The organism is Pantoea sp. NPDC088449 (genome assembly GCF_044753225.1).
GTDB lineage: Bacteria > Pseudomonadota > Gammaproteobacteria > Enterobacterales > Enterobacteriaceae > Pantoea > Pantoea floridensis.
In genome coordinates this window covers 766,307-789,668 of the sequence record NZ_JBIVMT010000001.1, presented here as the reverse complement: position 1 = coordinate 789,668, position 23,362 = coordinate 766,307, and the positions used below count along the sequence as shown (strand labels likewise).

At 55.9% G+C, this 23,362-nt stretch carries 22 protein-coding genes; 9 read left to right on the top strand and 13 right to left on the bottom strand.

What is annotated here, in order from left to right; translation table 11 throughout:
• Nucleotides 1–16: 16 nt before the first annotated feature.
• Genes phoP through ACIP6T_RS03735 form a run of 3 tightly spaced genes read left to right on the top strand, consistent with a single transcriptional unit; the run spans nt 17 to nt 3,328 of the window.
• The gene (gene phoP, locus ACIP6T_RS03745; RefSeq protein WP_097094218.1) at nt 17–685 is read left to right on the top strand and encodes a two-component system response regulator PhoP; all 669 of its coding nucleotides are present in this window, start codon (nt 17–19) and stop codon (nt 683–685) included.
• Nucleotides 686–688: 3 nt separating this feature from the next.
• Nucleotides 689–2,149, top strand: coding sequence for a two-component system sensor histidine kinase PhoQ (gene phoQ / locus ACIP6T_RS03740; protein WP_097094219.1), 1,461 nt, complete (start codon nt 689–691; stop codon nt 2,147–2,149).
• A gap of 57 nt (nt 2,150–2,206) precedes the next feature.
• On the top strand, nt 2,207–3,328 hold the full coding sequence (locus ACIP6T_RS03735; protein WP_400455425.1) for a JmjC domain-containing protein: 1,122 nt from the start codon (nt 2,207–2,209) through the stop codon (nt 3,326–3,328).
• Between the two features lie 71 nt (nt 3,329–3,399).
• On the opposite strand, the gene pepT is transcribed toward ACIP6T_RS03735, so the two are convergent.
• Entirely contained in the window at nt 3,400–4,629 is a 1,230-nt protein-coding gene (gene pepT, locus ACIP6T_RS03730; protein ID WP_097094221.1) for a peptidase T, read from the bottom strand.
• Nucleotides 4,630–4,928: 299 nt separating this feature from the next.
• On the opposite strand from pepT, the gene potA reads away from it, so the two are divergent.
• Genes potA through potD form a run of 4 tightly spaced genes read left to right on the top strand, consistent with a single transcriptional unit; the run spans nt 4,929 to nt 8,709 of the window.
• Nucleotides 4,929–6,041 (top strand): spermidine/putrescine ABC transporter ATP-binding protein PotA, encoded by a 1,113-nt coding sequence (gene potA / locus ACIP6T_RS03725; RefSeq protein ID WP_400455423.1) that lies wholly within the window; start codon nt 4,929–4,931, stop codon nt 6,039–6,041.
• Nucleotides 6,025–6,885: a spermidine/putrescine ABC transporter permease PotB gene (gene potB / locus ACIP6T_RS03720; RefSeq protein WP_400455421.1), complete on the top strand. Its 861-nt coding sequence runs from the start codon at nt 6,025–6,027 to the stop codon at nt 6,883–6,885. The genes potA and potB overlap by 17 nt, the downstream gene beginning before the upstream one ends.
• A complete protein-coding gene (gene potC / locus ACIP6T_RS03715) occupies nt 6,882–7,655 on the top strand; it encodes a spermidine/putrescine ABC transporter permease PotC (RefSeq protein ID WP_097094224.1) in 774 nt (257 codons plus the stop codon). The genes potB and potC overlap by 4 nt, the downstream gene beginning before the upstream one ends.
• A gap of 10 nt (nt 7,656–7,665) precedes the next feature.
• The gene (potD, locus tag ACIP6T_RS03710) at nt 7,666–8,709 is read left to right on the top strand and encodes a spermidine/putrescine ABC transporter substrate-binding protein PotD (RefSeq protein ID WP_400455418.1); all 1,044 of its coding nucleotides are present in this window, start codon (nt 7,666–7,668) and stop codon (nt 8,707–8,709) included.
• A gap of 148 nt (nt 8,710–8,857) precedes the next feature.
• Here potD and cobB read toward each other — a convergent pair whose 3' ends face one another.
• The 4 genes from cobB to lolC form a co-directional block, all read right to left on the bottom strand.
• Nucleotides 8,858–9,691 (bottom strand): Sir2 family NAD+-dependent deacetylase, encoded by an 834-nt coding sequence (gene cobB / locus ACIP6T_RS03705; RefSeq protein ID WP_097094226.1) that lies wholly within the window; start codon nt 9,689–9,691, stop codon nt 8,858–8,860.
• A 144-nt stretch (nt 9,692–9,835) separates the two neighbouring features.
• Entirely contained in the window at nt 9,836–11,080 is a 1,245-nt protein-coding gene (gene lolE / locus ACIP6T_RS03700) for a lipoprotein-releasing ABC transporter permease subunit LolE (RefSeq protein ID WP_400455415.1), read from the bottom strand.
• A complete protein-coding gene (lolD, locus tag ACIP6T_RS03695) occupies nt 11,080–11,781 on the bottom strand; it encodes a lipoprotein-releasing ABC transporter ATP-binding protein LolD (protein ID WP_007885730.1) in 702 nt (233 codons plus the stop codon). The genes lolE and lolD overlap by 1 nt, the downstream gene beginning before the upstream one ends.
• On the bottom strand, nt 11,774–12,973 hold the full coding sequence (lolC, locus tag ACIP6T_RS03690) for a lipoprotein-releasing ABC transporter permease subunit LolC (RefSeq protein ID WP_400455413.1): 1,200 nt from the start codon (nt 12,971–12,973) through the stop codon (nt 11,774–11,776). Before lolC ends, lolD begins: the two co-directional genes overlap by 8 nt.
• A 260-nt stretch (nt 12,974–13,233) precedes the next feature.
• Here lolC and ACIP6T_RS03685 point away from each other — a divergent pair, with 260 nt between their 5' ends.
• Both ACIP6T_RS03685 and mfd read left to right on the top strand, forming a co-directional pair.
• A complete protein-coding gene (locus tag ACIP6T_RS03685) occupies nt 13,234–13,443 on the top strand; it encodes a hypothetical protein (RefSeq protein WP_097094229.1) in 210 nt (69 codons plus the stop codon).
• A 178-nt stretch (nt 13,444–13,621) separates the two neighbouring features.
• Nucleotides 13,622–17,065 (top strand): transcription-repair coupling factor, encoded by a 3,444-nt coding sequence (gene mfd, locus ACIP6T_RS03680; RefSeq protein ID WP_400455411.1) that lies wholly within the window; start codon nt 13,622–13,624, stop codon nt 17,063–17,065.
• 112 nt (nt 17,066–17,177) lie between these two features.
• On the opposite strand, the gene ACIP6T_RS03675 is transcribed toward mfd, so the two are convergent.
• From ACIP6T_RS03675 to hinT, 8 genes are all read right to left on the bottom strand, one after another.
• Nucleotides 17,178–17,720, bottom strand: coding sequence for a glycine zipper 2TM domain-containing protein (locus ACIP6T_RS03675; RefSeq protein ID WP_097097555.1), 543 nt, complete (start codon nt 17,718–17,720; stop codon nt 17,178–17,180).
• Nucleotides 17,721–18,015: 295 nt separating this feature from the next.
• Nucleotides 18,016–19,308: an NAD(P)/FAD-dependent oxidoreductase gene (locus ACIP6T_RS03670; RefSeq protein ID WP_370659779.1), complete on the bottom strand. Its 1,293-nt coding sequence runs from the start codon at nt 19,306–19,308 to the stop codon at nt 18,016–18,018.
• Between the two features lie 224 nt (nt 19,309–19,532).
• A complete protein-coding gene (gene ycfP, locus ACIP6T_RS03665; protein WP_400455408.1) occupies nt 19,533–20,075 on the bottom strand; it encodes an alpha/beta hydrolase YcfP in 543 nt (180 codons plus the stop codon).
• Nucleotides 20,076–20,114: 39 nt separating this feature from the next.
• Nucleotides 20,115–21,158 carry a beta-N-acetylhexosaminidase gene (gene nagZ / locus ACIP6T_RS03660; protein ID WP_400455406.1) on the bottom strand — a complete coding sequence of 348 codons (1,044 nt, stop codon included), beginning with the start codon at nt 21,156–21,158 and terminating at the stop codon, nt 20,115–20,117.
• Between the two features lie 15 nt (nt 21,159–21,173).
• Nucleotides 21,174–21,959, bottom strand: coding sequence for a thiamine kinase (thiK, locus tag ACIP6T_RS03655; RefSeq protein WP_400455403.1), 786 nt, complete (start codon nt 21,957–21,959; stop codon nt 21,174–21,176).
• Nucleotides 21,960–21,975: 16 nt separating this feature from the next.
• The gene (lpoB, locus tag ACIP6T_RS03650) at nt 21,976–22,572 is read right to left on the bottom strand and encodes a penicillin-binding protein activator LpoB (RefSeq protein ID WP_097094235.1); all 597 of its coding nucleotides are present in this window, start codon (nt 22,570–22,572) and stop codon (nt 21,976–21,978) included.
• A 10-nt stretch (nt 22,573–22,582) separates the two neighbouring features.
• Nucleotides 22,583–22,948: a YcfL family protein gene (locus tag ACIP6T_RS03645; RefSeq protein WP_345826875.1), complete on the bottom strand. Its 366-nt coding sequence runs from the start codon at nt 22,946–22,948 to the stop codon at nt 22,583–22,585.
• Between the two features lie 17 nt (nt 22,949–22,965).
• Nucleotides 22,966–23,316: a purine nucleoside phosphoramidase gene (gene hinT / locus ACIP6T_RS03640; RefSeq protein ID WP_097094237.1), complete on the bottom strand. Its 351-nt coding sequence runs from the start codon at nt 23,314–23,316 to the stop codon at nt 22,966–22,968.
• Nucleotides 23,317–23,362: the final 46 nt, after the last annotated feature.

The window sequence follows — 23,362 nt, the reverse complement described above, 5'->3', positions numbered from 1 at the left end:
AAGCTAAGGAAATACTATGCGTGTTCTGGTTGTGGAAGATAACGCACTGCTGCGCCATCATCTCGCCGTGCAACTGCGTGAAATGGGCCATCAGGTCGATGCCGCAGAAGATGCCAAAGAAGCTGACTATTTCCTGCAAGAGCATATCCCTGATATCGCCCTGGTCGATCTGGGTTTACCCGACGAAGATGGCATGTCGTTGATTCGTCGCTGGCGAAGCGATGCCGTCCGCCAACCTATTCTGGTATTAACCGCCCGTGAAGGCTGGCAGGCGAAAGTCGAAGCGCTGGAAGCCGGTGCCGATGACTATGTCACCAAGCCGTTCCATATTGAAGAAGTGGCTGCTCGCTTGCAGGCGCTGATGCGTCGCAACAGCGGACATGCTTCACAAATCATCTCCATGCCGCCATTCCAGGTGGATTTATCACGCCGCGAGCTGACTGTGCAGGATGAGCCGGTCAAACTGACCGCGTTTGAATACACCATCGTTGAAACCTTGATTCGCAATGCCGGTAAAGTGGTAAGTAAAGATTCCCTAATGCTGCAGCTTTATCCGGATGCCGAACTGCGCGAAAGCCATACCATTGATGTATTGATGGGACGTCTGCGTAAAAAAATTCTTTCCCTCTATCCGACCGAAGTGATTAACACCGTGCGCGGCCAGGGTTATCGCTTTGATCTCTAATTTATGACGTGGTTCCAGCGCTTTCGCCCCTTCTCGCTGCGTGCTCGCTTTCTGCTGGCAACCGCCGCGATTGTCCTGTTTTTATCGCTCTCTTACGGCATGGTGGCGGTGGTGGGCTATGTTGTCAGCTTCGATAAAAACACCTATCGCGTGATGCGTGGCGAGAGCAATCTGTTCTTCACGCTGGCACAGTGGCAAGACAATAAACTCACCATCGGCCAGCCTGAGCGTATGACGCTCAACTTCCCTACGCTGGTGTTTATTTACGATGAGCATGGCAAGTTGCTGTGGCAACAGCGCGATGTGCCTGATATTCGTAAAAAGATTCGCCGCGAGTGGCTGCTTAAGCCTGACTTTTACGAAATCGATACCAACAACAGCACCAGCATGGCGGCGATGGGCAATAACCCACTAGCAAAAGAGCGACTGCACGCGCTGGACAGTGACAGCAACGACACCTTTACGCACTCGGTGGCGGTGAATCGCTACGATGCCACCACCAATTTACCCGCGCTGACGATCGTGGTTGTCGATTCAATCCCGCAGGAACTGCAGCATTCCGATGTGGTGTGGTCGTGGTTTAGCTATGTGCTGGCCGCCAATCTGCTGTTGGTCATTCCCCTGCTGTGGCTGGCGGCGCACTGGAGTTTGCGGCCGATTGGCGATCTCACCTCGCAGGTGCGCGAGCTGGAAACGGGCCACCGCGAAAATCTTGATGATAACCCGCCGCTGGAATTGCGGAGCCTGGTGCGAAATCTCAACCTGCTGCTGACCAATGAACGCCAGCGCTATACGCGCTATCGCACCACGCTTTCGGACGTGACGCACAGCCTGAAAACCCCGTTAGCGGTGCTGCAAAGTACGCTGCGTTCGTTACGCAGCGGCAAAGAGCTGACGGTGGAACAAGCCGAGCCGGTGATGCTGGAACAGATCAGCCGTATCTCGCAGCAAATTGGTTATTACCTGCATCGTGCCAGCATGCAGGCCGACCACAATCCGTTGCAGCGCGATGTGCATTCGGTATCGGCATTGCTCGATAGCCTGTGTTCGGCGTTGAATAAGGTGTATCAGCGTAAAGGCGTGGAGATCACCCTGGACATTTCACCTGAGCTGACCTTTATCGGCGATCAAAACGATTTTATGGAAGTACTGGGCAACGTGCTGGATAACGCCTGCAAATATTGCCTGGAATTTATTGAAGTCACCGCCCGCCAAACTGATAAAGCGCTGCATCTGTTTATCGACGATGATGGCCCTGGCATTCCGGAAAGCAAACGCGATCTGATTTTCGTGCGCGGTCAGCGCGCCGATACCCTGCGTCCCGGCCAGGGGTTAGGTTTAGCCGTGGTACGCGATATCCTCGAACAGTATGCAGGTCAGGTGATTGCCACCACCAGCCCGCTCGGCGGCGCACGCATGGAAGTGATTTTTCAACGTCAGGAAGGTGAGCATCACCGCGAGTAGAAAGGGACGCAGACTGTTATACTTGCCTTCATTCTTTGCCGCAAACGGAATCCTCGTATGGACTATCAGCTCGACATCAACTGGCCCGATTTTATTCAGCGCTACTGGCAGAAACGCCCGGTAGTGCTCAAGCGGGGTTTCAAAAACTTCGTAGATCCTATTTCTCCTGATGAGCTGGCCGGTTTGGCGATGGAAAATGAGGTGGATAGCCGCCTTGTTAGCCATAACAATGGCAAATGGCAAGTCAGTCATGGCCCGTTTGAAAGCTACGATCATCTTGGTGAGAGCAATTGGTCACTGCTGGTACAGGCGGTAAACCACTGGCATGAACCTTCTGCCGCGCTGATGCGCCCGTTCCGTTTTTTGCCTGACTGGCGCGTTGACGATCTGATGATCTCCTTTGCCGTGCCCGGCGGCGGCGTTGGCCCGCATTTCGACCAGTATGACGTGTTTATTATTCAGGGTACCGGTCGCCGTCGCTGGCGCGTAGGTGAGAAAGTGCCGTTGAAACAGCACTGTCCGCACCCGGATCTGCTGCAGGTTGAACCGTTTGACGCCATCATTGATGAAGAGATGGAGCCCGGCGATATTCTCTATATTCCGCCTGGATTCCCACATGAAGGCTACTCGCTGGAAAATGCTATCAACTATTCGGTGGGCTTCCGCGCGCCAAATGGTCGCGAGCTGATCAGCGGCTTTGCCGATCATATGCTGGCCAACGAGTTGGGTAGCTATCGCTATAGCGATCCGGATGTGCCATCGCGTGATTGCCCATCGCAAATCTTGCCGTCAGAGCTGGAAGGCATCCGCAAAGTGATGATTGATGTCATTAATCAGCCGGAGCAGTTTAACCAGTGGTTTGGCGAGTTTATTTCCCAATCGCGTCACGAGCTGGATATCGCACCGCCGGAACCGCCTTATCAGCCGGATGAAATCTATGATGCGTTGCAACAGGGCGACGCGCTGACGCGTCTTGGTGGCCTGCGCGTATTAACCTTGGGCGATACCGTGTTCGTAAACGGCGAATCGATCAGCTGCACCCATCCGCAAGTGCTGGCGGCACTGGCACATCATCATGTGCTGACGCTGGAAGATTTTGGCGATGCGCTGGACGATCCCTCAATGCTGGCGCAGCTGGCTGCGCTGGTGAATAGCGGATATTGGTTCTTCGGCGAATAAGTTGGTGTTACGGTCGCCATGAATGGCGACCGTACAATGTTATAGGATGCGCATTTATGCGCATCCTGTTGCTACCCTTTCTTCTGCCCCGCCAGCTCAGCCAAACGCACAATCACTTCTACCGACTGCGCCATGACATTAAGCGAAGCGAACTCGTGCTTGCCGTGATAGTTATAGCCGCCGGTGAACAGATTCGGGCATGGCAGACCTTTCCACGACAGTGCAGAGCCGTCGGTGCCGCCGCGAATCGGTTTGACGTTTGGTTCAATGCCGCAATCGCGCATTGCCTGGAGCGCTAACTCAATGATATGCGGATGCGGTTCAACCTTCTCGCGCATATTGCGATAGCTGTCGGTAATTTCCACTTTCACCGAACACTCGCTTTGCAACCCTTTGCTGACGCGCTGTCCGATCTCTTCCAGCAGCTGCTTGCGTTTGTCATAGCTATCCGCATCGAAATCACGAATCAGATACATCAACTCGGCATGCTCAACCGTGCCTTTAATGGTATGCAAATGGAAAAAGCCTTCGTAGCCATCGGTATATTGCGGCTTCTCCTTTGGCGGTAGCTCCGCGTGGAAACGCATCGCCAGATCCAGCGCATTGACCATCACATTTTTAGCGCTGCCCGGATGCACGTTATTACCGGTGATTTTCACCATCGCGGTCGCCGCGTTAAAGTTCTCGAACTCGAATTCTCCGAGATCGCTACCGTCAACGGTATAGGCCCAATCGGCGGCAAAACCTTCAACATCGAAGTGCGAAGCACCGCGGCCGATCTCTTCATCAGGGGTAAACGCCACACGGATCGCGCCGTGCGGAATATCACTGTTCGCCAGGCGCGCCATCGCCGTCATGATCTCGGCGATGCCGGCTTTGTCATCCGCCCCAAGCAGGGTTTTACCGTCGGTGGTGATCAGCGTATGACCCACCAGTTTATGCAGGATTGGGAACATCACCGGCGACAGAACTTCATCGCCGATGCCTAAAGCAATGTCGCCACCGCGATAGTTTTCAATAATCTGTGGATTAACGTTTTTGGCTGTGAAATCCGGTGAGGTATCCATATGCGAAATAAAGCCGATCACCGGGGTAGCCCAGTCGACGTTGGCCGGCAGCGTGCCCATAACGCAGCAGTGGTCACTCAATGAAACATCAACAAATCCAAGTGCAATCAGCTCTTCCTGTAATTGACGTGCCAGGATCCACTGCCCTTCACTGCTGGGCACCTGACGCGCCTGAGGTTTTGACTGAGTTTCTACTGCCACATAACTGAGAAAACGCTCAAGTAATTGATCCATTTGTCATCCCTCTAAAGAACCTGCATCATTATCATGGCGGCTTAAGACCACCATGTTGCGTCAAATCATTATCCTTCAGGTTAGCTCTCTCAACGTCTTTTGCGCTGAAAATTTGCACACTGTCGCCTGTTCGACATATCCGATACGCATACTCCGGCATTTTTCAGCGTTTTCAAGGTAAATCCGTGGCAAAACATGGCGCTGACGCATTTTTGCGGTATTATCGCGCCCTTCATCACGGCATGTCGTCTTCAGCGGCTATGCTGTAACCTGATTCACCATCAGACTGAGTGACTAAAATGACGCAAACACGCGATCTCGCGCTGGTTACGCTTTCTGGCATCAGTAAAGCTTTCGATGGCAAAACCATCATCTCTGACTTCGACCTGACCATCCGTCACGGCGAATTTATCACGCTGCTCGGCCCCTCCGGCTGCGGAAAAACCACCATCTTGCGCCTGATAGCCGGGCTGGAAGAGGCCGACCACGGTCGCATCATCCTTGATGATAACGACATCACCGATTTGCCGGCTGAACATCGCCATATCAACACCGTGTTTCAGAGCTATGCGCTGTTTCCACACATGTCGGTGTTTGAAAACGTGGCTTTTGGCCTGCGCATGCAGAAAACCCCGGCGGCCGAGATCACCACACGCGTCAACGATGCGCTGGCGATGGTGCAGCTGGAGAGCTTTGCCGATCGCCGTCCGCATCAGCTCTCAGGCGGGCAGCAGCAGCGCGTGGCGATTGCGCGCGCGGTGGTCAACCGCCCGAAAGTGCTGCTGCTGGACGAGTCGCTCTCAGCGCTGGATTATAAGTTGCGTCGTCAGATGCAAAATGAGCTGAAAGCGCTGCAGCGCAAGCTCGGCATCACGTTTGTTTTCGTTACCCACGATCAGGAAGAAGCGCTGACCATGTCAGATCGTATCGTGGTGATGCGCGATGGCCGCATTGAACAGGACGGCACGCCGCGCGAAATCTATGAAGAACCGGCCAACCTGTTTGTCGCGCGCTTTATCGGCGAGATTAACGTGTTCGATGCCGAGGTGCTCAACAGCGATAATGCCCCCAGTATCCGCGCGCGGGTTGAAGGCCGGGAATGTGACCTCCACTGTGATTTTGCGGTGAAGCTCGGCGATCGGCTGCATGTCCTGCTGCGCCCGGAAGATCTGCGCGTGGAGGAGATCGATCACGACAGCCGCAGCGACAATCTGGTTGGCTACGTGCGTGAACGCAACTATAAAGGCATGACGCTGGAATCCACCGTTGAGCTGGAGAACGGTAAGCTGCTCACGGTGAGCGAATTTTTCAACGAAGACGATCCCGATTTTGACCATTCGCTGAACCAGAAAATGGCCGTCAGCTGGGTGCCGAACTGGGAGGTGGTGCTGCCGTATGAAACGGATGCGTAATCGTCTACAGAAAGTGATTGTCGCCCTGAACGTCAGCTGGCTGACGCTGTTTGTGCTGTTGCCCAACCTGATGATTTTCGTCACCAGCTTCCTGACGCGCGACGATGCGCATTTTGTCAGCATGGCCTTTACCCTCAATAACTACACGCGCCTGCTCGATCCACTCTACGCCGATGTGTTATTGCACTCGCTGAACATGGCATTTATCGCCACGCTGTGCTGCCTGCTGCTCGGTTATCCGTTCGCCTGGTGCCTGACCAAATTGCCGGCACGCCTGCGTGCGCTAATGCTGTTCCTGCTGATTGTCCCGTTCTGGACCAACTCGCTGATCCGCATTTACGGCCTGAAGATTTTTCTCAGCACACGCGGCTGGCTGAATGAGTTTTTACTGTGGATCGGCGTGATCGATAAACCCTTCCGCATTATGTACACCTCAGAAGCGGTCATCCTCGGGCTGATTTACATCCTGCTGCCGTTTATGGTGCTGCCGCTCTATTCAAGCCTCGAGAAGCTGGACAAATCCTGCCTCGAAGCCGCACGTGACCTCGGTGCCAACAAGCTGAAAACGTTCCTGCGCATTATTTTGCCACTCACCATGCCGGGGATTGTCGCCGGTTGCCTGCTGGTGTTTATCCCGGCGATGGGGCTGTTCTTCGTCTCCGATTTAATGGGCGGCGCGAAAAACCTGTTGATTGGTAACGTCATAAAAAGCCAGTTCCTCAACATCCGCGATTGGCCGTTTGGCGCGGCCACCAGTATCGTGATGACGCTGTTAATGGGTTTAATGCTGCTGGCCTACTGGCGCGCGGCACGTATGCTAAACAGCAAGGTGGATCTGCAATGATGGCGCGCTGGCTACGCGGCGGCTTCATGGCCATGATTTACGCCTGGTTTTACATCCCGATCATTATTCTGATCGTCAACTCCTTTAACAGCTCACGGTTTGGCATCAACTGGCAGGGCTTCAGCACTCAGTGGTATCGCCTGTTGATGAATAACGACAGCCTGATTCAGGCCGCACAGCACTCCTTACTGATGGGCGTGCTGTCGGCCAGCTGCGCAACCATCATTGGCTCGCTAACCGCTGTTGCACTCTATCGTTATCGCTTCCGCGGTAAACCGTTCGTCAGCGGCATGCTGTTTGTGGTGATGATGTCGCCCGATATCGTGATGGCGATTTCCCTGCTGGTGCTGTTTATGCTGTTGGGCATTTCGCTTGGTTTCTGGTCGCTGCTGTTCTCACACATCACCTTTTGTCTACCGTTTGTGGTGATCACTGTCTATTCGCGCCTGAAAGGATTTGATGTGCGTATGCTGGAGGCGGCAAAAGATCTCGGCGCCAGCGAAGTCACTATCTTGCGCAAAATTTTGCTGCCGCTGGCGCTGCCTGCGGTCGCGGCGGGTTGGCTCCTCAGCTTTACGCTGTCGATGGACGATGTAGTGGTCTCCTCGTTCGTCACCGGCCCGAGTTTTGAAATCTTACCGCTAAAAATCTATTCGATGGTTAAAGTTGGCGTGTCACCGGAAGTGAACGCGCTGGCGACAATTTTGCTGCTGCTGTCGCTACTGTTGGTGGCGCTCAGTCAGCTGTTGCTCCGTGATAAAACTAAATAGAGGATTATCCATGAAAAAGTGGTCTCACTGGCTAGCGGCTGGGGCGCTGGCACTGGGCATGCAGGGCGCGCAGGCAGATGACAGTAAAACGCTCTACTTCTATAACTGGACGGAATACGTTCCGCCGGGACTGCTGGAGCAGTTCACTAAAGAGACCGGCATCAAGGTGATTTACTCCACCTACGAATCCAATGAGAGCATGTATGCCAAGCTGAAAACCTGGAAAGATGGCGCCTACGATTTGGTAGTGCCTTCGACGTACTTCGTCGCCAAAATGCGTAATGAGGGGATGCTGCAGAAGATTGATAAATCTCAGCTCAGCAACTTTAAGAATCTCGATCCTAACCTGCTGAACAAACCGTTCGATCCCAACAATGATTACTCAATCCCCTATATCTGGGGCGCGACGGCAATTGGTGTGAATACTGATGAGATCGATGCCAAAAGCATTACGCGCTGGGGCGATTTGTGGAAGCCGGAGTACAAGCAGAGCCTGCTGCTGACCGACGATGCACGTGAAGTGTTCCAGATGGCACTACGCAAGTTGGGCTACTCCGGTAATACACGCGATCCTCAACAGATCGAAGCCGCCTATGAAGAGTTGAAAAAGCTGATGCCGAACGTACTGGCCTTCAACTCCGATAATCCGGGCAATCCGTTTATGGAAGGCGAAGTGAATGTGGGCATGATCTGGAACGGATCAGCCTACGTTGCGCGCCAGGCCGGCACGCCGCTACAGATTATCTGGCCGCAGGAAGGGGGCATTTTCTGGATGGATAATCTGGCGATTCCGGCCAATGCGAAAAACCGCGCAGGTGCGCTGAAACTGATTAACTTCCTGCTGCGTCCGGAAGTGGCAGCGCAGGTGGCTGAAACCATTGGTTATCCAACGCCAAACCTGGCGGCGAAGAAGCTACTGCCGCAGGAAGTGGCGAACGATCCTTCGCTCTATCCTTCTGAGGCGGTGATCAAGAACGGCGAGTGGCAGAACGATGTGGGTGATGCCAGCGTGCAGTATGAGACGTTGTTTCAGAAATTGAAGGCGGGACGTTAGTCCTCTGCGTGATTCCCCTCACCCTGCCCTCTCCCGCAAGCGGGAGAGGGATCTAAAATAGCTCACGCCTTCAGCGGGAGAGGGCTGTTTTTAGCTCCTTCTCCCGCTGGCGGGAGAAGGTTGGGATGAGGGAAAGCGCGCACAGCTCTTACTTATACAACCCACGCAAAAACGTGTGCACAAACTCCGGGACCACTTCACTGGCTAATCCATATTTACTCTCAGCAAACTCGTTGCCGACCTGGCTGGGTTCCAGATTCAGCTCCACGGTGTGCGCGCCCTGCAGCTTCGCCTCATGGACAAAACCGGCGGCGGGATAAACGTGGCCTGAGGTGCCAATCGCGATAAACAGGTTTGCCCGTTCAATCGCCTGATAAATCTCTTCCATCCCCAGCGGCATTTCACCGAACCACACCACATGCGGACGCAGCATCGCCGGGAACTGGCAGCAGGTGCAGCGATCGTCCGGGGTGAGATCTCCCGTCCAGTCGAGCACCTGTCCACTGTGCACGCAGCGCACTTTCAGCAGTTCGCCATGCATATGCAGCACGCGCTGGCTGCCCGCACGCTCGTGCAGATTGTCGATATTCTGCGTCACCAGCAGGAAGTTATCGCCCAGCACCTGTTCCAGCTCCGCCAGCGCTTTGTGTGCGGCATTCGGCTGAATTTCCGACTGCTGCAGCTGGCGGCGGCGCGCATTATAGAATGCCTGCACCAGCGCCGGGTCGCGCTGAAAACCCTCCGGCGTGGCGACATCCTCGACGCGATGCTCTTCCCACAGGCCATCAGCCGCACGGAAGGTACGAATGCCGGACTCAGCGGAAATCCCTGCGCCGGTCAGCACCACCACGCGCGGCTGCGGATGCGCGGCGAGTTCAGCTTTGCGATCGCGCTCGAAGATGCGCTGGCGAAAGCGCTGATGCACTTTGCGGCGGTTTTTTTTGTCGCGGGCGAGTCGTAGGCGGCGGCGCGGTATGCGCATAAAAGCTCCTTAATCTGCGGCGTTGATCGCCGCGCTTCGGGTATTTTTCGGGCTAATCTGCCCGATAATAGCGGCTGCGTATGACGGCTGCATGCGGCAGACGCTGAAAATGTGCGCAGCCGCTAAAGCGGCTGCGCGATGACGTTACTGGCCGCTGAGCACGCGGGCCGGATCGATACGGCTGGCGCGCCGTGCCGGATACCAGCTGGCAATCAAACTCAGCACTATCGCAGTGCCCAATACCGAAATCACATCAATCCAGTGCAGCTCGGACGGCAGGAAATCGATAAAGTAGATATCGCCCGCCAGCAGCTGATGCCCGGTAATGTGCTCAAACGCGCGCATTACCGGTGTGAGATTGAGTGCCACCAGCACGCCAACCACTACGCCGCTGACGCTGCCAAGCAGACCCGCCAGCAAACCGTACCAGATAAAGATGGCGCGAATCAGGCCATCTTTAGCGCCCAGCGTGCGCAGCACGGCGATGTCGCTGCTTTTATCTTTTACCGCCATCACCAGCGTTGAGACGATGTTGAAGCACGCCACACCAATCACTAGCACCATGGCTAAATACATAATGGCGCGAATCATCTGGATGTCACGGTACATGTAGCCGTAAGTCTCAATCCAGCTCTTGATATAGACGTACGAATGCGTCACTTCACCGGCGTCGCGCACCAGCTTTTGCGCCTGGAACGGGTCATTCATCTTCAGCGCGATACCGCTGACGCTGTCGCCCATATCCAGATATTTCTGCGCATCGGCCAGCGGCACCAGCGCCAGGCTGTGATCCAGCATACCGCTGAGCTGCAGCACGCCGCTAACCTGCAGGCGAATACGTTTCGGCTGCAGCAGCTTATTGTCGCCATCGTTATTGGGGATCATGATGGTGATCCAATCGCCCTGTTTGACGTTAAGCGATTTAGCAATACCGCCACCGAGAATGATTTGCTGTTTACCGGCCGCAAACTGTGACCACGCATCGCCGGCGACAAAGCTCGGCAAGGCGCTCAGCCGTGACTCCTGCTGCGGATCGACGCCTTTCACCTGCAGCGCCTGCAGCTTCGCACCGCTCTCAATCAGCCCGGTAAAATTAATATACGGCGCCGCAGCGGCAATGCCCGAGACCTGTTCAATGGGCGCAATCATCGGCTGCCAGTTGCGGAACGGCTGATTAACCGGTTCGATTTCGCCGTGCGGCACCACCGCCAAAATGCGGTTGTTTAACTCTCGCTCGAAACCGTTCATCGCGCTCAGGCCGATGATCAGCACCGCCACGCCCAGCGCAATGCCGATGGTAGAGATGATGGAGATCAGCGAGACCATGCCACCACGCCGCCGACCGCGGCTAAAACGCAGCCCGAGCAGCAGGGATAAGGATGAACCCATCAGATCACTCCCAGCGTCAGTTGGTCGCTCAGCTCGCCGTCGCGCATCTCCATTTGGCGGCTCAGGCGTTTCGCCAGCTGCAGATCGTGCGTCACCACCAGGAAGGCGGTGCCCTGCTTCACGTTCAACTCGCCCAGCAGTTCGAAGATAGCGTCGGCGTTGCGTGCATCAAGGTTACCGGTGGGTTCATCAGCCATCACCAAACGCGGACGGTTCACCAGCGCGCGGGCAATCGCCACGCGCTGACGTTCACCGCCCGATAGCTCAGAAGGCCGATGTGCGGCACGTTTATCCAGCCCTACCGCCGCCAGCATTTCACGCGCGCGGGATTCTGCTTCTGCCTTGCCGATTTTGCCAATCAGCAGCGGCATCGCCACGTTCTCCAGTGCGCTAAAGTCCGGCAGCAAGTGGTGGAACTGATAGATAAAGCCCAGCTCGCGGTTGCGCAGCTCTGCCTTAGCGGCGGATGACATCGCATTCAGCGATTTACCATCGAAAATCACATCGCCCGAGGTGGGCGCATCCAGGCCGCCCAACAGGTGCAGCAAGGTACTTTTACCCGAACCTGAGCTGCCGACAATCGCCGTCAGTTCACCCGGCTGCAGGCTGAAAGCCACATTGCGCAGCACATCGGTCTGCACGCTGCCTTCCTGATAGCGTTTGCACAGGTCACGACACTGCAACAAAGGAGTATTACTCATAACGTAAAGCCTCAGCGGGTTGAACGGCGGCAGCGCGCCACGACGGATAAAGGGTAGAAAGCAGCGCAACGGCCATGGAAACCTGCGCAATGGTGATCACCTGCAACACGTTGATGTCGACCGGCAGCGCCGCGCCATCCAGGAACAGGCCGATCACCGGCATCAAATTATTCAGCTGGCTGGCCAGCAGCACGCCGAGCCCAGTGCCGAGCAGCGCGCCGATAATTCCGGCGCTGGCGCCCTGCACCATAAATACCGCCACAATCTGACGGCGAGTTAAGCCCAACGTTTGTAAAATCGCCACTTCGCCCTGCTTCTCCATGATCAGCAGGCCCAGAGACGTGATGATATTGAAGGCGGCCACCGCAATGATCAGACTCAGCAGCAGCCCCATCATGTTTTTCTCCATGCGCACCGCCTGGAATAGATCGCCTTTGCGCTCGCGCCAGTCTTTCCACGTCAGACCTTCTGGCAGCTTTTGCTGGCTTAGCGCATCGACGTTCAGCGGCTTATCCAGCCACAAACGCCAGCCGGTGACGTTGCCAAGCGGATAGCGCATTATGCGTGATGCATCCTGCTGATTGACCAGAATCTGATAGCCGTCGACTTCGCTGTTCGCCGCGTAGGTGCCCGCTACGGTGAAAATACGCTGGCTCGGCAAGCGACCGACTGGCGTAAACTGGCTGACGGAAGGCACCATCAAACGCAGCTGATCGCCACGCTTCACGCCAAGCTGCGCTGCCAGCTGTTCACCGAGGATGACGTTATACTGTCCGGGTTGCAGCACGCTTTGCTGAGTGTTGACGAGGAACGGCGTCAACGGATCCTGTTCATCAGGATTGATACCCAGCATCACGCCCACTGAGACGTTACGTGCGCTCTGCAATACCACATCCGCCGTCGTGAGCGGCGCCAGGCGCGTTACGCCTTGCAGCTTGAGATCCTGTGCCGTTAGCTGTTGCGGATTGATACTGCCTTTCTCGCTGGTGACCAGCGCCTGCGGCATCAGGCCAAGAATGTTGCCTTCCAGCTCGCGCTCAAAACCGTTCATCACCGATAGTACGGTAACCAACGCTAGCACGCCGAGCGTAATACCAATGGTAGAGAGCCAGGAGACGAAGCGACCAAAGCGGTCTGAGGCACGTCCACGCATGTAGCGTAAACCGATGAATAACGCGACTGGTTGATACATGAGATCCGTCTTGGCAGTTGCCTGAAAATAAGTAGTGGGATGATAAAGGAGGCGTCTGTTTTATGAAACCTCTAACCCTCTGAGTATCCGGCAAAGTTGTGTCAAAAACCGTCCCAGCAGGTGGCTATGCATAAAATTGCGACAAATTAATGATGTTATTTGTACATTTATTGCCCATGGGCTGGCGTAGACTTAGTGATGAAGCAGTAGATTAAGCACCGATTGTACCGATGTAAGCGCACAGCGCGGGAGTACAGACTATGTTGAAATTTCCTAAAGGCAGCATCGTTAAACATAAATCGGGCGAGATCAGAGGGGAGATTGTGAACGTTTTTGAACAGGGCGATTCACCCACTGGCTATTACGTGAAATGGGATGACGGCAACCACAGCTATCATCTGGAAAAAGAGCTGTCATGGGCCAATGTCGATCGCCCCCGGATGCACTACACACAGCAATCGAGTAAGTGATTTGTGGTCGCCATGAATGGCGACCCTACGTTATTTCACCATGAATGGCGACCCTCCGCGTTTTTGTAGGGTCGTCATTTATGGCGACCAGGCAGAAACTCAGAAACGACAGATGATCCGCAGGGCGGATTATGGAATGATGACGCCCTGTAATCCAAGGAGAGAATGTCGAGATCCCATGTCGGAACAGAGTCGTTATACCCTGCCAGTCAAAGCCGGTGACCATCGCCAGCTCGGCCAATTAGTCGGTGCCGCACAGGCGCTTGAGTGTGCCAGCATCACCGAACGCCATAACGGTCCGGTGTTGATGATTACCCCGGATATGCAATCTGCCCTGCGTCTACAGGAGGAGATTCGTCAGTTTACCGATCTGCCGGTTACTCATCTCGCTGACTGGGAAACGCTGCCCTATGACAGCTTCTCGCCGCATCAGGACATTATCTCCGCTCGCCTCTCCACGCTCTATCAGCTGCCGAACTTAACGCGCGGCATGCTGATTATGCCGGTCAACACGCTGATGCAGCGCGTCTGTCCACACAGCTTCCTGCACGGTCATGCGTTGGTGATGCAGCAAGGGCAGAAGCTGTCGCGCGATGCGCTGCGCGATCAGCTGGAGCAGGCCGGCTATCGCCATGTCGATCAGGTGATGGAGCATGGCGAATATGCCACGCGCGGTGCGCTGCTCGATCTGTTCCCGATGGGCAGCGATCAGCCTTACCGCATCGACTTCTTTGATGACGAAATCGATAGCCTGCGCCTGTTTGATGTTGATACCCAGCGCACGCTGGAAGCGGTCAACGCCATCAACCTGCTACCGGCACATGAGTTCCCGACGGATAAAGCCGCCATCGAGCTGTTCCGCAGCCGCTGGCGCGAAACCTTTGACGTGCGCCGCGAACCGGAGCACGTCTATCAGCAGGTGAGCAAAGGCACGCTGCCTGCCGGTATTGAATACTGGCAGCCGCTGTTCTTCGAGCAGGAATTGCCGACGCTGTTCAGCTATTTGCCAGGCAATACGCTGCTGCTCAACAGCGGCGATTTACTGGCGAGCGCCGAGCGCTTCTGGCTTGATGCCAACGCGCGCTTCGAGAATCGCCGCATCGATCCGATGCGCCCGCTGCTGGAGCCGGTGACGCTGTGGCTGCGCCCCGATGCGCTGCTCAGTGAACTGAAAGCCTGGCCGCGCATGCAGCTCAGCAGCGAGACGCTGTCGGAGAAAGCCGCCAATACCAACCTTGGTTATCAGCCGCTGCCGGAATTAACCGTGCAGGCGCAGGCCAAAGCACCGCTCGATCTCCTGCGTCAGTTCCTGGAGCAGTTCAGCGGCCAGGTGATTTTCTCGGTGGAGAGTGAAGGCCGCCGCGAAAGTCTGCAAGAGCTGCTGACGCGTATCAAACTGCGTCCACGCGCCATCGATCACTTCGATCAAGCCGTCGATCAGCCGCTCAGCCTGATGATCGGCGCCAGCGAGCGCGGCTTTATTGATACCCAACGCCAGCTGGCGTTGATCTGCGAAAGCGATCTGCTCGGCGAGCGCGTCAGTCGCCGCCGCCAGGATAATCGCCGCACCATCAATCCAGACGTATTGATCCGCAACCTCGCCGAGCTGCATCCCGGCCAGCCGGTGGTGCATCTGGAGCACGGCGTTGGGCGCTATATCGGCCTCACCACGCTGGAAGCCGGCGGCATCGTGGCGGAATACCTGATGCTCTCCTATGCCGGCGACGCCAAACTGTACGTGCCGGTTTCGTCGCTGCATTTAATTAGCCGCTATGCCGGTGGCGCAGATGAGAATGCGCCGCTGCATAAGCTGGGCAGCGATGCCTGGTCACGTGCGCGACAGAAAGCCGCGGAAAAAGTGCGCGACGTGGCGGCAGAGTTGCTGGATATCTATGCTCAGCGCGCTGCCAAAACCGGCTTCGCCTTTAAGCACGATCGCGATCAATATCAGCTGTTCTGCGAAGGCTTCCCGTTTGAAACCACGCCGGATCAGGGCCAAGCCATCAATGCCGTATTGAGCGACATGTGCCAGCCGCTGGCCATGGATCGTCTGGTGTGCGGCGACGTGGGCTTTGGTAAAACCGAAGTGGCGATGCGCGCCGCGTTCCTCGCGGTCGAAAATGCCAAACAGGTTGCCGTGCTGGTGCCGACCACGCTGCTGGCACAGCAGCACTACGATAACTTCCGCGATCGTTTCGCCAACTGGCCGGTGCGCATTGAGATGCTGTCGCGCTTCCGCACCGCGAAAGAGCAAAGTCAGGTGCTGGAACAGGCGCGTGAAGGCAAAATCGATATTCTGATTGGTACCCATAAATTGTTGTCGAACGATCTGAAATGGCACGATCTCGGCCTGCTGATCGTCGATGAAGAGCACCGCTTTGGCGTGCGCCATAAAGAGCGTATTAAGGCGATGCGCGCCGACGTGGATATCCTGACGCTCACCGCCACGCCGATTCCGCGAACGTTGAACATGGCGATGAGCGGCATGCGCGATCTGTCGATTATTGCCACGCCGCCGGCACGACGTATGGCGGTGAAAACCTTTGTACGCGAGTATGACAGCCTGGTAGTGCGCGAGGCGATCCTGCGCGAAGTGCTGCGCGGCGGCCAGGTTTACTACCTCTACAATGACGTGGAGAACATTGAAAAGGCAGCACAGCGGCTGGCAGAGCTGGTGCCGGAAGCGCGTATCGCCATTGGCCACGGTCAGATGCGCGAGCGCGATCTGGAGCGGGTGATGAACGATTTCCACCATCAGCGCTTTAACGTACTGGTGTGTACCACCATCATCGAAACCGGCATCGACGTGCCAAGCGCCAACACCATCATCATCGAGCGCGCCGACCACTTTGGTTTGGCGCAGCTGCATCAGCTGCGTGGCCGCGTTGGCCGATCGCATCATCAGGCGTATGCGTGGCTGCTGACGCCGCATCCGAAAGCGATGACCACCGATGCGCAGAAACGCCTTGAGGCCATCGCTTCGCTGGAAGATCTCGGCGCCGGTTTCGCGCTGGCGACACACGATCTGGAGATTCGCGGTGCCGGTGAACTGCTCGGCGAAGATCAGAGCGGACAGATGGAAACCATCGGCTTCACGCTGTATATGGAGCTGCTGGAGAACGCGGTGGATGCGTTGAAAGCGGGTCGCGAGCCATCGCTGGAAGATCTCACCAGCAATCAAACCGAAATCGAACTGCGCATGCCCGCCCTGCTGCCGGATGATTTTATCCCCGATGTGAACACCCGTTTGTCACTGTATAAACGCGTGGCCAGTGCGGCGGATGAGCAGGATCTGGCGGAACTTAAGGTCGAGATGATTGATCGCTTCGGCAAGCTGCCGGATGCGGCGCGTAATTTGCTGGACATTGCCGGTCTGCGACTGGTGGCCCGTGAATTAGGTATTCGTAAAATTGAAGCCAGCGAGAAAGGCGGTTTCTTTGAATTCGCGCCGCAGAACCACGTCGATCCAGGCTGGCTGATTGGGCTGCTGCAGAAGGATCCAAAGCAGTGGAAGCTGGATGGCCCAACGCGGTTGAAGTTCACCCGCGATATGGCCGACCGTAAAATCCGCATGGAGTGGGTGCAAGGTTTTGTCAGCGAGCTGGCTAAAAACCGGGTTTGAGGTTGTAGGGGCGCCATTTATGGCGCCCCCCGGCAAACCGCAATGAATCCAATAATAAAAGCGCCTTTCGGCGCTTTTATTATTACAGCTGCTGTGATGTATCTTTGCCCAATTAGGCCTGATTCGAATTCAGGATCAGCTGACCGTTACGGTCGAGCGGAATGCGGGTGCCAGGGTCATTTTCCATGCGGATTTTGCCCTGCTGGTCGCCTATTTTATAGGTCACGTCATAACCCAGCATTTTTTCCTGTTTATCGTATACCGTTTTGCAACGCTGCTCGTTGGTGGTGTAGGTATCGCGATCCTGCAACGCACCTTGCACCTGATTACCGCCGTAACCACCGGCCAGCGCACCCGCTACTGTCGCCACATCACGACCGCGTCCACCACCAAACTGATGGCCTAACACGCCGCCTGCGACCGCACCCAGTACCGAACCTGCAATGCGGTTCTCATCCTGCACGGCTCGACGATGCGTGAGCGTCACGTTGCGGCACTCTTGTCGCGGCTGCTTGATGCTCTCTTTAATCGGCGTCGCCGACAAAACTTGTGCGTATTGCGGACCACGGTCGAAGACATCCATGCTGGCGACTGCGGCAACACCTAACGCTGCTGCTACGCCGATACCGATACCCGCTAACATTGATTTATTCACAGGAATGTCCTCCTGAAGATTGTTACCGCGCATTCCCGCCGCTACGAAATCCTGAGTAGCCGAGGCAAAACCGGCGTGCGCGCCGCGCCGTGTTGTTGGTAATAAGTTTTACAGATGGCCCGTAATTGCAACATCAGATTAATGGAGGAAACGCAGCGGAAACCCATCAGGGCCAGCTTTTAGGAGAGTTCTGAGAGCGGATGAAATAACGCCGTAACCTTAAGCTGAAAGCACCTTTTTCAGCGGGTCACGGCGGGGCAAGGCGCTTCAGGCGGCGTTGCGCCGCCCGAAATCATCAGTGCAGCTTGAGGCGCGGACGCAGGACACGGTTCAGGCTGCCCACCAGCATCATCAAGCCGGTTTTGAAGTATCCGTGGAGCGCAATCTGGTGCATACGATACAGAGAAATGTAGACAAAACGCGCAATGCGCCCTTCCACCATCATCGAACCGCGCATCAGGTTGCCCATCAAACTGCCCACCGTGCTGAAGCGCGACAGGGATACCAGCGAACCATGATCTTTATAAACATAGGCTTTCAGCGGCTTGCCTTTACGCTGCGCGAGGATATTCTCCAGCGCGCGGGAAGCCATCTGGTGCGCTGACTGCGCGCGCGGCGGCACAAACCCGCCTCCCGGCAGCGCACAGGACGCACAATCACCGATGGCGTAAATGTCATCATCCAGCGTGGTTTGCAGCGTCTCTTTCACCACCAGCTGATTGATGCGGTTGGTTTCCAGCCCGCCAATCTCCTTCAGGAAATCGGGGGCTTTAATACCGGCCGCCCACACCATCAGATCGGCATCAATGAATTCGCCACCTTTCGTGTTCAACCCTTTTTCCGTTGCGCTGGTGACCATGGTTTGCGTCAATACGCGCACGCCGAGTTTAGTCAGCTCCTGATGCGCCGCGGCAGAAATACGCGGTGGCAGCGCCGGCAGAATACGTTCACCGGCTTCCACCAGTGTGACATTCAGCGAAGAGCTGTCCAGGCCTTTATAGCCGTAGCTGTGCAGCTGTTTCACCGCATTATACAGTTCAGCAGAGAGTTCCACGCCGGTAGCGCCGCCGCCGACAATGGCGATGTTCACTTTTTCCAGACTGCCTTCGCTAGCTGAAAAGCGCAGGAATAAATTGAGCATTTCGTTATGGAAACGACGCGCCTGATGCGGGTTATCAAGGAAGATGCAGTGATCTTTTACGCCCGGCGTGCCGAAGTCATTTGAGGTGCTGCCCAGTGCGATAACCAGGCGATCGTAGGCCAGCTCACGCTGCGGCACTAACAGTGCGCCTTCCGCATCACGAATCTCGGCCAGCTCAAGGGTTTTGTTTTCACGATTGATTTGCGTCAGCGATCCCAGCTGGAACTGGAAGCCGTGATTGCGCGCGTGCGCCAGATAGCTCAGCGCATCAATGCCTTCATCCATCGAACCGGTCGCCACTTCATGCAGCAGCGGCTTCCACAGATGACTGTGGTTACGATCGACCAAAATAATCTCGGCTTTCTTGTTACGTCCTAGCTTGTGGCCGAGCTGCGTTGCCAGCTCTAAGCCGCCAGCACCACCGCCGATGATAACGATTTTTTCCATAGATATAGTCAACAAAGACCCCCTCAAAGTTGTAAACCAATAGTTAATTAATGGTTAATAAAAACCTTAATAAACATAGGGTTGGCGACGTTAAATCGCGAGCTAGGGGCAGAATATCACGGCGTCGAAGACATAACATAAGAAAATTGATGTGGATCAATCTTTCAACTGCATTATCAGAATGTTACACATTCTTTGCGCCGCATCACACGGCGCACAGGGGTTCAGGCGAGGAGTTTGAAGGCTTTAATCCGTTGTAAATGCGGCGCAATATTTTTGAATTTATGGCTGGCTTCGTCATCCCAGATAATTCCATAGAACGGCTGCAAGTGCGCCGCACTGCGCTGATTGTCCAACGCTTCATCATGGCGCGACAGGATAGTCAGGCACTTTTCACGGTTCTTTTCACGAAAATCGCTGACGCATTTGGTGGCAATATCGAGATACTCTTCCGGGCGGTCGATTTTTCCCTCCATGTTTTCGAAAGGAAACAGATTAGGATTAAAAATCGCCTGCCGCATGCCGCAAAGAAAACCAATGCGTTCGGCCCAGTAGCCACCCAGGCCCACTCCGCAAATCAGCGGATGCGCATCGTCGCCCTGCTGCAACAGCTTGTCGCACTCTTTCAACAGAAACTGCATGTCGTGTTTGGGATGGCGGGTGCTATAGCTGACTAATCTGACGTCCGGGTCAATAAACTGCAGCTGCAGCACCTTTTCATGGTTGCCCGGACTGTTGGAATCAAAACCGTGCAGATAGATGATCATGATAATCCTCAGCGTGGAATGAAATCCGGGCAGCGGCGCTTATCTGCCCGAAGCTTTGTGCGCCAGCCAGCGCTCTTGCAACGCGCTCAGCTGACGCTGATTTTGCCGCCAGCGCTCGCTTGCCAAGAGGCTTTGACGGGTAAAACGACCCTGATGGTACAACTGCGCTACCCGCTCTGCCCCGATCGGCGTCAAGTTATCCAGCACGCTTACCGCGCCCGCGCGCTGATTGCACACCAGGATCATATCGCAACCGGCATTCAGCGACTGCTGCGCGCGCTCGGCGTAGCTGCCCATGACGGCGGCGCCTTCCATTGACAAATCGTCGGAGAAAATCACGCCGTTGAAGCTGAGTTCTTTACGCAGCACGCTTTGCAGCCAGTATGGCGAACCGCTGGCAGGAAGCGGATCCACCTCAGTATAGATAACGTGCGCCGGCATCACCGCATCGAGGAGCTGCTCGTCAATCAACTGCTTAAAGATGGCCATATCATGCTGACGCAGCGTGGCGGCATCGCGGTTATCGCGCGGCGTCTCTTTGTGCGAGTCGGCGCTGACCGCGCCGTGACCGGGGAAGTGTTTGCCGGTGGTTTTCATGCCGGCTTCATGCATGCCGTTGATAAAGCGACGCGCCACCTGCAGCGCGATAGTAGGATCTTCATGGAATGAACGATCGCCAATTGCCGCGCTGATGTGACCAATATCCAGCACGGGCGCGAAGCTGATATCAATGTCCATGGCGATCATCTCCGCCGCCATTTGCCAGCCTGCCTGCTGTGCCAGTTCACCTGCGCTATTGAGATCGTTCAGCGCAGCGAAAGATTGCATCGCCGGTAACTGAGTAAAGCCGTCGCGGAAACGCTGCACGCGGCCGCCTTCCTGATCCACGGCCACCACCAAACGATTACGCGAAGCGGCGCGAATCTGTCGCACCAGCTCTGCCAGTTGGTCAACATCGTGGAAGTTACGGGCAAACAGGATTAGCCCGCCTACCAGCGGATGCTGCAGAATCTCACGTTCCTCGGCATCAAGCTCATAGCTCTCAACGTCGAGCATCAGCGGTCCAGGCGTGTTTATGGTCATGATTAAAATCCCAGGTTAAAGGTCGTGCCAGCTGGCCTGCGCCAGCTGTTGTAAGGTGTCGTCGTGACTCTGCTCGGCTCGCAGCTGATACCAACTCGCCATGAGCAGCTGCAGCCATGGCTGCCAGCGCTGCATCTGTCGGGCCAGCGTTTGTTCATCAAGATGGGCGCGCTCGGCGTAACCGCTCACCCAGGCCGATCGCGTGTCTCCATCTACCGCACATACCGCTGCCAGTTCCAGCGCCACGTCGCCGTCAGCGGCATATTCCCAGTCGATCAAACGTAAGCCATCAGGTGTAGCGACAAGATTACCGGCATGTACATCCATATGCAGCGGCGCCAGCCGCAACGGCTGCGGCTCGCCCTGCTGTAACAAACGTTGCAGACGCCGCTGCCAGCGCCAGTGCCGCTGCTGGCAAAGCTGCCAGTAACGCTGCAGCAGCGGTGTCAGGCGCAAACGATAGCCGGTGAGCGGCTGTTGATGCAAACGATGCAGCAGCGCTAGCACGGCTGCACGCTGCTGATTGAATTGTGAGGACGTCAGCACTTCTCCCGGCAACCAGCTTTGCAGCAGCCACGGAGCGCGCCACGCCAGCGGCTGCGGTCCCAGCTGCGCGTGCCGCAGTTGCCGCAGCACGCGATATTCGCGCTGGCGGTCAACAAACGGAATCGGCTGCGGCGGCGCACGACGCGCCAGCACATCGCCCTGCTGGGTTTGCACGTGCACGCTTTGCCCGCTGAGCCCCGGCAGCGCGAAAAAATGACCGGCAGCTTGCGCCGTCGGCCATTGTTGCTGAATCATTTTTTGCAGCTGAGGATCAGGGTTGAGCAACACCGTTTCCTGACCAGATAATTTCGCCGGTTTGCACCAGCATCAGCTGCATTTGCAGGGTAGGTGCTTTCACATCGCCTTGCGCATTGCTGTACAACACATACTGCGCATTCACGTTGCGTGCCAGACCAATCGCTTTACTGCGCGAGTTAAGGCTGTCATCCGCCGATAAACCCAGCGTCTGTTTGGCCTGCGCCAGCTGCTCCGGCGTGATCAGCGTGAATTTACCGTTGTTAGCCAGCGCATTCTGAATGGCATCGGTGGCTTTATCCGTTTGCAGCGAACCATTGGTGCTGTTCTTGATGCGATCCACCAGCAGCACGCTGCCAGGGTTCACCCCTGATGATTGCACCATGTTGCCAACCAGCGGCTGCACGCTGGCATCCCAGTTGATGGTTTTTAGCTTCGGCGGCTGCGGCACGGTTTGCGGCGGCGGCACCGGCTGCGTTGGCGGTTCTACCGGCTGAGTGGGTGTGGTCGGCTGTGTCGGTTCAACCGGTGCCGGAGTCTGTTGTTGCACCACGCAACCGGTAAGCATTAGCGCAAATAGCAATGCGCCCGAACGTTTTACACTGCGAATCACAGCTTACTCCTTAAAGATAAAGATAGAGACGCACCTTGCTGGCGGTCGGATTACCCATTTGTGAGGCCACTTCCACGCTACCATGCGCCGGTACAATAAGTGTCTGAGCCGGCTCTTCTGGCGTGATTTCCAATCCTTTGTCGTCATACCAATAGAAACGATAGTGCACTTTTACCGGCGTTTCACGCAGGTTTTGCAGCACGCTTAAGGCACGCTGCTGGCCATCCTGCTCTGTCAGCTTAGGAGAGTCAGTAATGATGCCTGCTGACAGCACCGCCGATTCCATAACCAGCGACTGCGAAGTATTAATCATCGGCTTATCACTGCTGCAACCTGCAAGGGTTAGCAACAGTAAGCCACTCAGCCATTGACGCATAACCGGGTCCGCCTGAGTTAGCTAGCCAGCATCGGGCCCAGCGGCTGACCGCCGACCAGGTGCATATGGATATGATAAACCTCCTGCCCGCCATGACTATTGCAGTTCATGATCAGGCGATAGCCATCTTCGGCAATGCCTTCATCACGCGCGATCTTCGCGGCTACGGTGATCATGCGGCCCAGCGCCTGTTCATGAGCGGCCTGCACATCGTTGGCGGTAGGAATCAGTACGTTGGGGATGATCAGAATATGGGTGGGCGCTTTGGGCGCGATATCGCGGAAGGCGGTGACCAGTTCGTCCTGATAAACCACGTCAGCGGGAATTTCGCGACGGATGATTTTACTGAAAATGGTTTCTTCAGCCATGGTGCATTTCCTTAAGCCTGAGTTCAGTCAGGCAGTATGCGTGAGG

Excerpts from the sequence above, each read along its gene's own strand:
- ycfP (WP_400455408.1), bottom strand. The coding sequence starts at position 20,075 with ATGATCATCTATCTGCACGGTTTTGATTCCAACAGTCCGGGCAACCAT.
- ACIP6T_RS03645 (WP_345826875.1), bottom strand. The coding sequence starts at position 22,948 with ATGCGTCAATGGCTGAGTGGCTTACTGTTGCTAACCCTTGCAGGTTGC.
- ACIP6T_RS03685 (WP_097094229.1), top strand. The coding sequence starts at position 13,234 with ATGTTGAAATTTCCTAAAGGCAGCATCGTTAAACATAAATCGGGCGAG.
- hinT (WP_097094237.1), bottom strand. The coding sequence starts at position 23,316 with ATGGCTGAAGAAACCATTTTCAGTAAAATCATCCGTCGCGAAATTCCC.
- pepT (WP_097094221.1), bottom strand. The coding sequence starts at position 4,629 with ATGGATCAATTACTTGAGCGTTTTCTCAGTTATGTGGCAGTAGAAACT.
- lolC (WP_400455413.1), bottom strand. The coding sequence starts at position 12,973 with ATGTATCAACCAGTCGCGTTATTCATCGGTTTACGCTACATGCGTGGA.
- phoQ (WP_097094219.1), top strand. The coding sequence starts at position 689 with ATGACGTGGTTCCAGCGCTTTCGCCCCTTCTCGCTGCGTGCTCGCTTT.
- thiK (WP_400455403.1), bottom strand. The coding sequence starts at position 21,959 with ATGATTCAGCAACAATGGCCGACGGCGCAAGCTGCCGGTCATTTTTTC.
- cobB (WP_097094226.1), bottom strand. The coding sequence starts at position 9,691 with ATGCGCATACCGCGCCGCCGCCTACGACTCGCCCGCGACAAAAAAAAC.
- potB (WP_400455421.1), top strand. The coding sequence starts at position 6,025 with ATGAAACGGATGCGTAATCGTCTACAGAAAGTGATTGTCGCCCTGAAC.
- potD (WP_400455418.1), top strand. The coding sequence starts at position 7,666 with ATGAAAAAGTGGTCTCACTGGCTAGCGGCTGGGGCGCTGGCACTGGGC.
- ACIP6T_RS03670 (WP_370659779.1), bottom strand. The coding sequence starts at position 19,308 with ATGGAAAAAATCGTTATCATCGGCGGTGGTGCTGGCGGCTTAGAGCTG.
- ACIP6T_RS03735 (WP_400455425.1), top strand. The coding sequence starts at position 2,207 with ATGGACTATCAGCTCGACATCAACTGGCCCGATTTTATTCAGCGCTAC.
- potC (WP_097094224.1), top strand. The coding sequence starts at position 6,882 with ATGATGGCGCGCTGGCTACGCGGCGGCTTCATGGCCATGATTTACGCC.
- mfd (WP_400455411.1), top strand. The coding sequence starts at position 13,622 with ATGTCGGAACAGAGTCGTTATACCCTGCCAGTCAAAGCCGGTGACCAT.
- nagZ (WP_400455406.1), bottom strand. The coding sequence starts at position 21,158 with ATGACCATAAACACGCCTGGACCGCTGATGCTCGACGTTGAGAGCTAT.
- phoP (WP_097094218.1), top strand. The coding sequence starts at position 17 with ATGCGTGTTCTGGTTGTGGAAGATAACGCACTGCTGCGCCATCATCTC.
- lolE (WP_400455415.1), bottom strand. The coding sequence starts at position 11,080 with ATGGGTTCATCCTTATCCCTGCTGCTCGGGCTGCGTTTTAGCCGCGGT.
- lolD (WP_007885730.1), bottom strand. The coding sequence starts at position 11,781 with ATGAGTAATACTCCTTTGTTGCAGTGTCGTGACCTGTGCAAACGCTAT.
- potA (WP_400455423.1), top strand. The coding sequence starts at position 4,929 with ATGACGCAAACACGCGATCTCGCGCTGGTTACGCTTTCTGGCATCAGT.